At 52.7% G+C, this 12,700-nt stretch carries 8 protein-coding genes and 1 pseudogene; 7 read left to right on the top strand and 2 right to left on the bottom strand.

The features are described 5' to 3' along the window. The first annotated feature begins 6 nt into the window (after window positions 1-6). Genes ACR0EL_RS06815 through ACR0EL_RS06805 form a run of 3 tightly spaced genes read left to right on the top strand, consistent with a single transcriptional unit; the run spans window position 7 to window position 3,567 of the window. The gene (locus tag ACR0EL_RS06815; RefSeq protein WP_170535048.1) at window positions 7-267 is read left to right on the top strand and encodes a hypothetical protein; all 261 of its coding nucleotides are present in this window, start codon (window positions 7-9) and stop codon (window positions 265-267) included. 8 nt (window positions 268-275) lie between these two features. Next, complete coding sequence (locus ACR0EL_RS06810; protein WP_480499018.1) at window positions 276-1,613, top strand: serine/threonine-protein kinase; 1,338 nt, start codon at window positions 276-278, stop codon at window positions 1,611-1,613. 10 nt (window positions 1,614-1,623) lie between these two features. Then, entirely contained in the window at window positions 1,624-3,567 is a 1,944-nt protein-coding gene (locus ACR0EL_RS06805) for a vWA domain-containing protein (protein WP_480499017.1), read from the top strand. Window positions 3,568-3,623: 56 nt separating this feature from the next. Here ACR0EL_RS06805 and ACR0EL_RS06800 read toward each other — a convergent pair whose 3' ends face one another. Continuing rightward, complete coding sequence (locus ACR0EL_RS06800) at window positions 3,624-5,408, bottom strand: ABC transporter ATP-binding protein (RefSeq protein ID WP_480499016.1); 1,785 nt, start codon at window positions 5,406-5,408, stop codon at window positions 3,624-3,626. 387 nt (window positions 5,409-5,795) lie between these two features. On the opposite strand from ACR0EL_RS06800, the gene ACR0EL_RS06795 reads away from it, so the two are divergent. The 3 genes from ACR0EL_RS06795 (at window position 5,796) to ACR0EL_RS06785 (ending at window position 10,500) form a co-directional block, all read left to right on the top strand. Next, on the top strand, window positions 5,796-6,596 hold the full coding sequence (locus ACR0EL_RS06795) for a glycosyltransferase family 25 protein (RefSeq protein ID WP_480499015.1): 801 nt from the start codon (window positions 5,796-5,798) through the stop codon (window positions 6,594-6,596). After that, window positions 6,593-7,462 carry a hypothetical protein gene (locus ACR0EL_RS06790; RefSeq protein ID WP_480499014.1) on the top strand — a complete coding sequence of 290 codons (870 nt, stop codon included), beginning with the start codon at window positions 6,593-6,595 and terminating at the stop codon, window positions 7,460-7,462. Before ACR0EL_RS06795 ends, ACR0EL_RS06790 begins: the two co-directional genes overlap by 4 nt. A gap of 680 nt (window positions 7,463-8,142) precedes the next feature. Continuing rightward, window positions 8,143-10,500 carry a glycosyltransferase gene (locus ACR0EL_RS06785; protein ID WP_480499013.1) on the top strand — a complete coding sequence of 786 codons (2,358 nt, stop codon included), beginning with the start codon at window positions 8,143-8,145 and terminating at the stop codon, window positions 10,498-10,500. Window positions 10,501-11,014: 514 nt separating this feature from the next. Here the strand turns inward: ACR0EL_RS06785 and glf are convergent. After that, window positions 11,015-12,172, bottom strand: coding sequence for a UDP-galactopyranose mutase (gene glf / locus ACR0EL_RS06780; protein ID WP_480499012.1), 1,158 nt, complete (start codon window positions 12,170-12,172; stop codon window positions 11,015-11,017). A 436-nt stretch (window positions 12,173-12,608) separates the two neighbouring features. Here glf and ACR0EL_RS06775 point away from each other — a divergent pair. Beyond that, window positions 12,609-12,700: pseudogene (locus ACR0EL_RS06775) on the top strand (IS5/IS1182 family transposase); the annotation flags it as partial.

The raw sequence follows: 12,700 nt of genomic DNA, 5'->3' as shown, positions 1-12,700 counted from the left end.
TGAAGAATGCGGGATGTATTGAACAAATCGCTGGAGGTTCTGGTTTGGATCACCACCGCGCTGTCGATTATCTTTTTCTGTTTCACCGCTGTGACCATGCTGCGCCTGTCGCCGCTGGGTCCGGATACAACCACGATCATCGCCGCCTTCCTGACGGTGGTGTTCGGGATCACTTCCTCGCTGGTATTCGCGGGCATCTGCTTTCAGATCATGGATATCCGCACCTTTAGCAAACATAGCGCCATCAGCCTGAAAAACCGGAGGTAAGGACACCCATGGAACACTCGGTACTTGGCCTGAAACCCGGCAGCGTTCTGCAGGATACATATGAGATCAAATCCCTGCTGGGCGAGGGCGGCATGGGGGCCACCTTTCGTGGCCTGAACCGGGCCAGCGGGCATGAGGTGGCGATCAAGGTCATGACGCCCAGCTTTGCCAAGAACCAAAAGGCCGTTGATCTGTTCCGGCGCGAAGCGAACCTGCTGCGCACCGTGCGCAGTGATGCCGTGGTGCGGTTCGAAACCTCGATGCTGGACAAGGATGGCCGTCTGTTCCTGGTGATGGAATTTGTGCCCGGTCATCCATTGGCGCACTACCTGAAAAAGGGGGCAAGGCTGTCCTCGGATGATGTGTTGAAACTGGGTCTGCGCCTGTCGCAAGGGCTTGAGGCCATTCACAAGCTGGGCATCGTCCACCGCGATGTGGCGCCGGATAATGTGATGATCTCGCATGATGATATCAATCAGGCCAAGTTCATCGATTTTGGATTGGCCTCAGACAGTGTTGGGACGGACAAGTCCATTATCGGTGACAGTTTTGCCGGCAAGCTGCGCTATTGCGCGCCGGAACAGTTGGGCCTGTTCGGCAATGAGGTGTCGACCGCCACAGATGCCTATGCACTGGGGCTAGTCTTGATGCGAACCTCGGGGCTGGAGCTTCCGGGTGAAGGCAAAGGGTTCGCAGCCGTCGAAGATCGGAAGGCGGATGTCAAAATCACCGATCCCAAGGTCGCCCCTGGTTTGAAATGGGCGCTGGAGCAGTTGCTTAAAGCCAACCCAAAAGACCGCCCCTCCGACCTGCCAGGATTGTTCCGTCAAGCGCTGAACGGCGAGGTAAAAAAGAAACCCTCAGCAGGCGCGGCCCAGCCCAAAGGCGCAGTGCCGTCCAAGGAAAGCTCTGGCGGCAACAATGTGCCCATGATCGCGGCTGGAATCGTCGCTCTGGCCGTCATAGCAGGCGCCGCGTGGTATTTTCTTGCCGGCCCCGGAGGTCAGTCGGCCAAGGTCAACGAGTCCGTTTCCGTCGCGCAAGAGGCGGTCGCTGCGGATAATCCGCTGACCGCAGCACGCGAGTTGCTGGCCGCCGGCGGGGCGCAGAATCTGGATGCGGCCCTGGGTGCTTTGATTGCGATCAGCAATGATCAAGAGCTGTCGGAACAGGATCGGGCAGACGCCAATATCCTGATTGCCGAAATGTATGACCCCGAAACCCATAGCACAGTGACTTCCCCTTTTCCGCGCCCCAACCCCTCGGCGGCGCGGCGATATTATCAGCGCGCCGCTGATCTGGGATCAGACCCGGCGCGCGAAGCCCTGAACAGATTGGGCGAGTGAGGAGACGGATATGATGTTGAAACGGATACTCCTTCTTGTAACGGCGCTGGTGCTGGCCGGACCGCTGCTGGCGCAATCGAAATCACCATTGCCTATCGAGGGCAAAACCAGCCTTTTCCAGCGCGTGCTGATCCGAGAAAGGATCGAAGCGCGCGCAGAACCGGAAAGCGAAAGCCCCGGCACGGCCCTGTCGCCGCTGCAGGTGTTCTTTGTGTATGACCGCAATGGTGACTGGATGCAGATCGGGGCCACTGATCAGGGAGACGACCTGATGTGGGTGCCTCAGGCCGCGACGGTCGACTGGAACCAAAACATCGTTGCGACGCTGGAAGGCAGTGACAATGTGGGCCGGGTTTTGTTCTTCAACGATATCGACCCGATCTACGACATCATCGAAAGCGAAAATCCCGCCGATCTGGCCGCGGATGCTCGGGATGAAGCTCTGTCGGCCGAGCAGGGGGGAGACCCATCGGAAACCGTAATCGCCCTTGGTCCGCGTGAGACGATTGATCAACGGCAGAACCTGTACGTGATGCCGATCCTATCGACCGAAGAAGCGGTGTTTGACATCGGGCCCTTCGTAAATTTGCTACAAGTCGCCGTTGCCAGTGCCAATGCACCGAACCCACCAGCCGCCCCAAGTGGTCAGGCTGCGGGTGATCTAAAAACCGGGGTGGTGTTTGTCGTCGACACCACCATTTCCATGGAGCCCTACATACGCGCCACCCGCGATGCGCTGCAGGAAGTGTACCGCGAGGCTGCATCCTCGGACGCCGCCGACGCAGTCAGCTTTGCTCTTGTTGGCTATCGCGACAGTCTGCAAGCGGCGCCTGATCTGGGATATGACGTCAAGACTTTCGTGGATTTGCAACAGGGGCTGGATGTCGAGAATTTTCTGGCCGGGATAGACCAGATGCAGGAAGCGAAGGCCAGCAGTAAGAACTTCCGCGAAGACAGCTATCGCGGGATCGAACATGCCCTGCAGGATATGGATTGGAGCGATTTCGGAAGCCGGTTCATCGTTCTGGTGACCGATGCGGGTCCGCGCGAATTTGATGATGAATATTCCTCGACCGGTCTAAGCGCTGAAAGCCTGAACCGCCTTATTCGCGAGCGGATCGGGGGCGCCATGGCCGTCATGCATCTGCGCACAGCACGCGGGTCCAAGGATCATCCCTCGGCCGAGGCGGCCTATAAGCAACTGACCGCCTTTCCCAACTCTGCCCCGCTGTACTTCCCTATCGAAAACGGCGACCCTACCATCTATAAGGACACCGCTCGCCAGCTCGGACAGTTCGTGGCGCAACAGGCGTCGTCTTATCGTGGCAGCGACGGCGACGCGCTGCTGGATGAAGATGCTATCGTCGATGAAGCCGAAGGCGGGTTGTTCAGTGGCCTCAATACCGCCAGCCGTACCATGCAACTGGCCTATCTGGGCCGGACCGAAGGCGCGCAAGCACCCGATCTGTTCGAGGCTTATGTGGCCGACCGGGATTTCGACCGCACCGGTTTGAAACCACTGTCTATCCGTCTACTGATCTCCAAAGCCGACCTAAGCAATCTGGAAGAGGCGCTGCGGATCATCGTGGATCAGGCTGAACGCAACGTGGTGAACCCTGATCAGTTCTTTACTCAGGTTCTTGGTGTGGCCGCTGATATGAGCCGTCGGCCCGACCAGGTGTCACGCCAATCCGACCCAAGCCTGGCCGAGGCTGTGGCTTTGGACGAGTATCTGGCGGACCTACCTTATAAATCACAGATCATGGCCATTACCGAAGATGATTGGGTGCGCCTGCCCATTTCGGAACAGCAGACCATCGTCAATGGCCTGTATGACAAGATTGAACGCTATCGCCGTTACAATGAATCGACGGATCAGTGGGTCGATTATCTGGGTGCCGGGCCACAAGCGGGCAACCTGCTGTATCCCATGTTGCTGGACGATCTGCCTTAGAACAGGTGAACAATCCGAAAAAACCAGGGCATCGGGATCATACCGCTGCCCCGGTTTTATTCGGCAACCTCGGCTTTTTCAGCACCTTTTTTAAATTGTTGGTCATAAAGTCTGCGGAAGCTGCCGTTTCGGGCGATCAGCTGATCCAGATTGCCTTGTTCGACAACGGCCCCGTCTTGAATCACCATGATATTGTCCGCCTCAAGGATCGTGGACAGGCGGTGCGCGATGACGACCACTGTCATGTCCTTTGTCAACGCATCCAGCGCTTCGCGCACCAGGTTTTCGGATTCTGCATCCAGGGCGCTGGTGGCTTCGTCCAGCAACAGGATCTCAGCCTTACGCAAAATCGCGCGGGCAATGGCCAAACGCTGTTTCTGACCCCCGGAGAGGAAGGCACCGTTCTCACCGACAAGTGTGTCATACCCATTCGGCAGTTCGGAGATGAAATCATGCGCATGTGCGGCGCGGGCTGCGTCGTAGATCTCCTCATCCGTCGCATCAGGGGCTGCAAAGCGCAGGTTCTGCATCACTGTAGTTGAGAACAGGAAGGTATCCTGGCCCACGTAAGAGATTTTCTTGCGCAACGACGCGAAACTCGCATGGCGTACATCCTGGCCGTCGATTTCGACCGACCCTTCGTTGGGATCATAAAACCGCATGATCAACCCAAATATCGTTGACTTGCCACCCCCAGACTGACCGACCAAAGCAGTGGTTTGCCGCGCTGCAAAGGTCAGGTTCATATCTTCAATCACAGAGATTGAACCCTGATAGCCAAAGGTCACGTTGCGCAGTGTGATCTCACCCTGACCATCTGGAATATCTTCGGCATCTGGGCTCTCGGTCATAGTGTCTTCCTGGTCCAGCAGACCGAACACAAGGCTTACGCCGACCATCGCTGCTTCGATCTGGACGCGCATTTTCGAGAGTCTTTTTGCGGGTTCATATGCCATCAAAAGCGCAGTAATAAATGACATCAACTGGCCTGCCGTTGGTTGCTCGGAGCCGGCAATCCCCAATGTGCTGACCACCAAAACACCCGCGATGGCGAGACCCGCCAGAAACTCCATCAGCGGGCTGGCAATGGCTTGCAAGCGTGCGATATCGTTGGATCGCGCCTCAACTTTCCTGATTGCCACATCCATCCTATTGGTCATCAGTTCTTCGAGCGAGAGGACCTTGATAACCTTGATACCGGCAGAGGTTTCCTGAAGTACCCGGATAATCTCGGCAAGCGATGTAAACTCCGCCTGCATGATTTTTCGAACGCTCTTCAACAGGTAGCGAACCCCCAGTAGCGCCACGGGGCCGACAACTAAAAACATAACAGACAGAAGCGGTTGCTGGTAAACCATTACCGCGATCAAACCGACAAGTGTTAGCAAATCCCTTACAAAGCCTGTCACCAACACATCAATCAAGGTGCGGGCAGCTTGAGCGCCATGTGTCGTCCGCATCAACAGTTCGGATGACTCGTTCTGCCCAAAAAAATCAACCCCATGCCGAAGAAGCTTGCGGTAAACCTTGTCCTGTTGCGCGGCGACAATCCGGTTTCCAGCCCGTGCCAAATAGATGGCCTGTATGTAAGTTGCCGCCGCTTTTGCAAGAAACAGGCCTACAACAGATAGCGCGATCAACGGCGCCCAGCCACGCATCTCGGGGCTGGTCATGGCATCGACGATGTACTCCATCATATAGGCCGCGCCGGCAGTGGTGGCGGCGACCAGTATCATCGCAACGATTGCGATCCCGTACATCCAGCCTTGTGCATAAAAGCTTTCGCCAATCAGGCGGCCCATATAACCAGACCGCCAGTTATCCCAGGCGCGCTTAATCATTGCATTCTCCAGATCATGAAACCATGCGCTCGCTCAGATAACCTAAAATCATTTTGGCCAAAAGGGCAGATACCCAAGCGTGACAGAGTGACCTTTCAATTGATCGCGCATGGGCGACGGCAACGCACCGTCGCTCAGGCGTGCACAGGTAGGTACGATCCAGGCACGATGCAACAGCAAGCGCAACAATTGGAGGCAATCCGGTGCTTCGATAACCCTGATCCCAACGGTTATATCATTGAGGGAATTCAGAGTTTCTCCAGCTGAGCGGATATTTGCCACCAGAGCGCCGCTGACAGCTGGCACAGGGCTAGGCAGCGTTTACTGCTTGTGATTGTTATACTTGACCCTTAGAAACCTGCCAGATTTTGTTTAGGTAAGCCGCCAGTGTCGATCAAAGCCGTCATTCTAAACCTTCCAAGGGACATTGATCGGCGCAACGCATGTGAGGCGGAATGTACACAGCTGGGGTTGTCGCACTCTTTTTTCGACGCCATCTACGGCGATCAACTGTCAGACGAGGATGTGTCGCGCGTTTACGATGCCAAAAGGAACCGGCGCGCGTTCAAGAGACCGCTTAGCCGCAATGAAATAGCCTGTGCCTTGGGCCATCTGAAAATCTGGCAAGCAATCGCTGAGGCTGAAAATGCCTTGACCCTTGTGCTGGAAGATGATGCGACATTTCTTCAGAACCCGATGCCATTTCTGGATGCATTGTCCGAGTCATCAGAGCGCTATCAAGACGTTATGATCAAACTGGATGGCTTGGCAGGTAGCGGCGGGCAGGTTTTGGGGTCGGTCGCAGATCAAAGCCTTGTCCTGTCGGATCGGCTGCCCCCTAGAACAACAGGCTATCTCATTGGCCGCAAAGCGGCGACGCATCTGGCCGCTGTCCATGCCCCGTTTGCCCGCCCCGTCGATATCGACCTCAAGTTCTACTGGGAACACCAAGTGCCAATTCTGACGTTGGCGCATCGAATGGTTGCAGAACGCGGAACTTTTGACAGTACAATCGAGGCGAACCGCAACAGCAAGAAAGCCGGTTCTTCTCTGGGGCGCTTTCTAAGCAATGCGCTATACCAACTCAGATATAGTTATGGGCGGTTTAGTCATCCGCTCAAACCTGCCGAGATTGCGGGACTAACTCCCCTTCTAGACAACCGAAGCGGGGCTCAGGACAGATCATGAAGAAAAACCTCGTTGTTGTCCGGGCAGGCGGAAAATCCTTGCATCCCCGCTGGCAAGAGATTTCGTATGAAGATCGCAACTATGATCTGCTGATCAGCTTTTTCTCGGATGAGGCATTTGCTGCGTTCAAGCCCGAACCCGGGGTCGAGGCCGTTCTGGTCAAGGGCGGGAAATGGGACGGTCTGTTTCTGACGCTTTCGGGCAGGGATCTGGAAGCGTATGACTATGTTTGGCTGCCAGATGACGATCTAGATATTGCAGCACAGAATGTGAATGACTTGTTCAACGCCATGGATTCCCATGGGCTAAGGATCGCACAACCATCACTGACACCCGAAAGCTATTTCTCGCATTTTGTCTTCAGCCAATGCCCCGGGTTTGTGCTGCGATACACCAACTACATCGAGATCATGGCCCCTTGCCTACATCGCGATGTCCTGAAAAAAGCCTTGCCCTTGTTTCAGTCCACCATGAGCGGTTACGGCCTGGATTACATCTGGTGCCGCTGGCAAGAGGCGGGCGCGTTTCGCACCGCCATTCTGGATGAGATCGCGATGCATCACACCCGCCCGGTCGGCAAGAACCTCAAATCCGCTATGGCCGCAAGCGGCAACCAAAGCTCGGAAGAGGAAGAGGCGGTTCTGAAAGAGATGTTTGATCTTTCGCGCCGCACGGTTCCGATTGTATTTGCTGGCATCTTGAACAGTGGCCAGCCAATCTCGGGCCGGATGCAAGTTGGCTGGCGTATGTGCCGTGCGTGGTGGGCGATGCTATCGGATTTCCGAAGCAAAAGCGAGGCCCGCGCGGGAATCATCAAGATCGCCCGCCGTCAGTTGACCAAACCACTTGAGATGGAGGAGATTTAGACTAGCTTTCCCCAAATATAGGATTTGGGATTTGATGCCAAAGTTGATGGTATGTGTATTGTTGATACTCGAAACTGATGACGACTGTGACTGAAATGATACCTGTGCATTCAAGGAGTTCTGAGTAAGCTAGTTACTGAGGTGGTGAGATGAGAGCACCAACAACTTTTGAGAAGCTACCAACGATAGCTGCATTCCGCTACAGAGCTTATGTTATCGACGATAGCCGCTTCTGTATTGCGCCGATCTGGCACCCGGCCACGGCAAACCCAGCACCTTGATCTTGCAATAGCAGCGACGCAGTGGCTTCAAGACTGTATCGTTTATTGGCAATCTCAGCCCCTCAATTTGAGGAGTAGTTTGTCACTCGACAGACCTCTGAAAACAAGTGAGCTGCGCTGATTCGCTCGATCAAATGTTTCGATTTGTCGATTTGACCAACCAAAGATGACCTCTGTTCTGTGTCAACTTCACGGAGGGTCTAATAGACTCCCGGCCTCAGAAACGTTCATCTGAGACAGAGCCTCTTCACGAACAAACAACCCGATTCTGTCTGTTTGGCGCGGGAGTGAAGCAAACTGTTCTAGGCTTCTTGATCTCGTCACTTGTGGAAAACCTTTTACTCATCTAAGTCGATGACCGATGAGACGCTCGGATATGCACACGCTGGAGCTAGACGAATGACCAACCCAAAGTTGTCAATAATATTGCCAGTCTATGAAGTAGAAAATTTTATTCAGGAATGTGTACTTTCAATAAGAGCGCAAACGCTTAAAGACTTTGAAGTGATCTGTGTCAATGACGCAACAATGGACAACTCGATTCCATTGCTGAAGCGGGCAATCGGAGATGATCCTCGCTTCAAAATCATCCACAACAAAACCAACCGCGGATTGGGCGGAGCTCGAAATGCTGGTCTTGATGTTGCGCTAGGTGAGTTTGTCCAATTTGTCGATTCGGACGATCTGCTACGACCCAACACATGTCGGAAGCTCGTTTCTCTAATTGAAATGAACCACGCAGACTGGGCCATATGCTCATCTTTAACGTGTGCAGACAACGGCCCTATGTTCATACCGCCGTATCACGCTAAATCCGCGCGATACGCGGCACAATCAGGCGTTGTTGATCTTGAGAACGATCGTAGCATCTTGTTCGATATCTGGCCTTCTATGTGGTTGGGAATTCGGCGGCGCAGTTTGATTGGCGACCTGCGCTTCGATGAAAACCTCTACTACGAAGATCATCGTTTTCATTTTGAGTTTGGCCAGCAGGCCAGATCCCTGGTCGCCACCGAAGAACCTCTATATCTCTATCGCGAACATGAGGGGCAGATCACTAAGGACAACTCTGCGCGATGCTTCGAGATTTTCCCAGTTATTGACAGCGTAAAGAGCATAGTTGCAAACGATAAAAAACTGCAATCTGATAGAACCGCATATGCGCGTTACCTAACCCGCGTGCTTTTGGAACGCTTCTGCACTCTGGATATTGACTCCGAATTCGCGAATTCATTCGTTCAACATTCTCAGAGTGTTGTAGAAGATATCTGGGAAGCCTTTGGTAATTCCCACGCAAAAGACAATGAAATGGTTGAAGTGCTGAGGCCCGCTTGGGCAAGCAAGAAATATGCTCAGCGACTTCTTCTTAACACACCTGTCAGAACAGGGCTTCGGTCCCGCAGAGTCTCTGATGCAATCAGAAAATTCAAAGACCGTCACAAACGCCGGCGCCGCCGCTTAGTCTCAGAAATCTTTGAAGATGTTAATGTAGAACTGACAAAACGAAAATTGGCAACTCCGTTGCCAGAGAAGGCCAAGCAATCTCAGCTCAATAGCTCTGACTTTCAACATATGGTGTTGATCAATTGGTTCCTATCGCAAGGAGCGGGCGGCCCCCCGGGTTATCTGGCGAACTTACGTAGAGGTACAGACCGGCTAGCAGGAGAGACAACACACCCAATCTTCATTCAAAGATTGACTAAAAGCGTGTCAGACTATGAGCCGGAGTATGGTGAAGAAGATTTGGTCAAACTAGCAAATTGGTTTAGCAACGCCGATAATCTGAGCTTACCGGAACAAGCAAAAAGTAAAATCGCGGAACTAGCTCCAAAGAGTATTCATGCCCATATATGCACTGACATGGTGGCACTGTATAATCATTTTGATCGCATGGGTGAGCCACGTCCGCTTACGATTTTCTCGAGCCATGCACCAGAAAGCTGGGGCAAGGAAGTCGCGGACATCTGGCGCTCAAAAGGACACTCTGGTGAACATGTTGATAACCTAGAACGTGTGTCCCGATTGATTGAGGCTAAGGCGTTTCGCGAGGCAGACGTTTGGATTTTCCCAAGCGAAGAAGCAATGGATCCCTATTTCGCAACGATTCCTCGTTTCGAAGAGTGGTCAGCAAAGAAAGATATCCGCTTCGTGCGCACGGGTTCGCCGGAGAAAGTCTGCAATATGACAAAAGAAGCTGCAAAGCTGGAGTTTGGTTTGTCCGGACAGCGTGTCATCAGCTTTATCGGTCGGCACATTGAAGCCAAAGGCTACGATTTGATGAAAGAAGCTGGAGCTCAGTTGCTGGCGGAGTTCGAAGACATGACCATTCTTGTTGCTGGAAAACAGGATGGATTGCCCGCATTGGATCATCCTCGCTGGAAGGAGCTCGGGTGGTATGATAAACCAGAGAAGGTGATCCGCGCGTCGGATGTTTTTGTGCTACCGAACAAGAATACCTATTTTGACCTCGTATTGCTTGAAGCTATGTCGCTAGGTGCAACGGTAGTCGCGAGTGCTACCGGCGGGAATAAAACCGTTGCCAAAGACACCGACCACGCTGTCGAACTGGCTGAACCTTCTGTCAGCGCACTGTTCAAAAAAATCCGAGAGTTGCTAAGCAACGAGGAGCGCCGCACCGATTTGGGAGCGAGGGCCAGACGTTCTTATGAATCGCTTTATACTGAAAGCACTTTCGCCAAAAACTATGCCAAGCTTGTTTCCGAAATCCAAAACGACTACGGAGTGGTTCAAAACTGACCGGTAATATGATCTTGAGCATCAGAAGAACTCTGATCTGGGTTTTATCTTTTTTGTAGGAAAACTTGTGCAAGCGCTGTTACCGGCTACGATTTGATTCAGTTTATGGGAATAGACTGAAGAACGTCGATTGGTTCTGGCGGCGGCACTGCAGCATACCTCTATCGTCGGCATTCCCGCCTCCTATTCCTTGATCATTCCCATGGTCTGCACTTTCCTGAAACAGCTCTTTCGCGTTCGTTTGCTTCTCCCAAAGGTTGAGCAAACTCAAGCTAACAAAGAGGGAAGTTCCAGGAGTCAAGTCAAACCAAGACCGTTGACCAACCTTACCCCGGCTATGTCATTTTATTGGCCAGGGTCAGCGCCCATTAGTCCCGCGACACCGGCACGCAAACCGCGAGAAAGCAGTGACTTTGAGCGCGTCGAGACTGAAGCCGTCAATCTCAAGCGACTGTAACGCAGGTCAAACCTAAATTCAGACAAACCAGTGGTGTGGGATTAATGGGTCCTGCCCCTAGCGGACAGAAACGCAGAAGGGATCTAATGTCTCCCCTTTGGCTATGGCGGACAGCGCAATTTCAGCGGTATCTAAAGCTTCGCGAATAGTAACGTCCATATCCAAATAGCGATATGTGCCGAGCCTTCCAACAAATGTAACTTTTTGCGTTTTCTTAGCCAATTCAATATACTTACTTAGCAGCGCTTTCTCTTTTACCTGCCGGATTGGGTAGTACGGAATATCACTCGGTCCGGCAGCGCGGGAATATTCACGATAGCAAACTGATCCTTCGTGGGTCTCCCAAGGAGCAAAGTGCTTGTGTTCGGTAATACGTGTATAAGGCACAGACTTCTCTCCGTAGTTCATGACCGCACAACCTTGGAAGTCCCCATCATAGGTGAACTTCTCAAAATCTAATGTACGATAGCCAAGATGGCCGAGCTCATAATCAAAGTAGCCGTCCAGTGGACCAGAGTAGAAAACATGATCAAAACCATCGGCCATTCTGCGATCGAAAACCGTGCCAAGCCGTACCTTGATCGCAGGGTGATCAAGTATACCCTCAATCATCTTGGTGTAACCATTTTCAGGCATTCCTTGAAACTTGTGGAAGAAATAGTTGTCGTCATAGTTAAAACGTACTGGCAAACGTTTGAGGATCGAAGCTGGTAGCTCAGACGGGTGGCAACCCCACTGCTTGATAGTGTAGCCTTTGAAAAAAGCTTCGTACAATTCGCGCCCAACGAACCGAAGTGCTTGTTCTTCAAAGTTCTGCGGGTCTGCTATTGAGGTATCAGCCTGCTCCTCAGTGATGAAAGTGTAAGCTTCGCTCGGGCGCATAGTTTTGCCAAAGAACTGATTGATGGTGTGTAGATTGACCGGCAGTGAGAAGACCTGCCCCTTCGAAGTCGTTTTCACGCGGTTCTTATATGGCAAAAACCTAGCGAACCGGTTTATATAGTTCCACACTTCTTGGTCATCTGTATGAAAGATGTGCGGCCCATAAACATGAACCATGACGCCTGTATCCACGTCTCGTTCCGTGTGGCAATTGCCACCGATGTGATCGCGACTATCGACGACGACAATCTCATGTCCTTCCTCAGCCAACTCGCGACCGATAACTGCCCCGGACAACCCTGCACCAACCATCAAGAACCGACCTGTCTTCATCTATTCGCCTTCCCGGTTATGCGTCTGTCAGGTTTTAGGCTGTGAGTTCGTCAACCTAAACCACTCGGCTGGTCTGCCGCACCACGCTCTGTTTTGGATCGCATCCGGATTATAGTTTATCAGTCTGGTGTCAAGCGGCTTAACCGGGTACGAAATTGTGATCGGAGGTAGTCGCTGAAAACCGAACCCGTGTTTACGTTGGATTGCATGATGAAGGAGACGATCCAAAGCCAATAACAAAAAAAACAGCTCGCAAACACAGCTCGGGCTTGGGATTTTTGGATGTCTAAGTCGCTTCACTAAATTGGCCTTACGGCCAATTAAGAAAATACCAAAATTAGCGCTTCCACTTTACCACTCAGGGAATAGCTAGGGTCAGGACCCATTGATTTCCGCTTGGCTGCGTGATTCACGGTCGGAAAGCCGAGCGGTGACCATGTCTGATCTTTTCTGGCTAACGGACACGCAAATGGCGCGTCTTGAGCCTTTCTTCCCGAAGTCTCACGGTAAGCCTCGCGTCGATGATCG

Source organism: Ruegeria sp. AH12 (assembly GCF_056541465.1).
This window is presented reverse-complemented; position numbering and strand designations above follow the sequence as displayed.

Coding starts and splice junctions, on each gene's coding strand:
- glf (WP_480499012.1), bottom strand. CDS start 12,172: ATGAAGACAGGTCGGTTCTTGATGGTTGGTGCAGGGTTGTCCGGGGCA.
- ACR0EL_RS06815 (WP_170535048.1), top strand. CDS start 7: ATGCGGGATGTATTGAACAAATCGCTGGAGGTTCTGGTTTGGATCACC.
- ACR0EL_RS06790 (WP_480499014.1), top strand. CDS start 6,593: ATGAAGAAAAACCTCGTTGTTGTCCGGGCAGGCGGAAAATCCTTGCAT.
- ACR0EL_RS06805 (WP_480499017.1), top strand. CDS start 1,624: ATGATGTTGAAACGGATACTCCTTCTTGTAACGGCGCTGGTGCTGGCC.
- ACR0EL_RS06785 (WP_480499013.1), top strand. CDS start 8,143: ATGACCAACCCAAAGTTGTCAATAATATTGCCAGTCTATGAAGTAGAA.
- ACR0EL_RS06800 (WP_480499016.1), bottom strand. CDS start 5,408: ATGATTAAGCGCGCCTGGGATAACTGGCGGTCTGGTTATATGGGCCGC.
- ACR0EL_RS06810 (WP_480499018.1), top strand. CDS start 276: ATGGAACACTCGGTACTTGGCCTGAAACCCGGCAGCGTTCTGCAGGAT.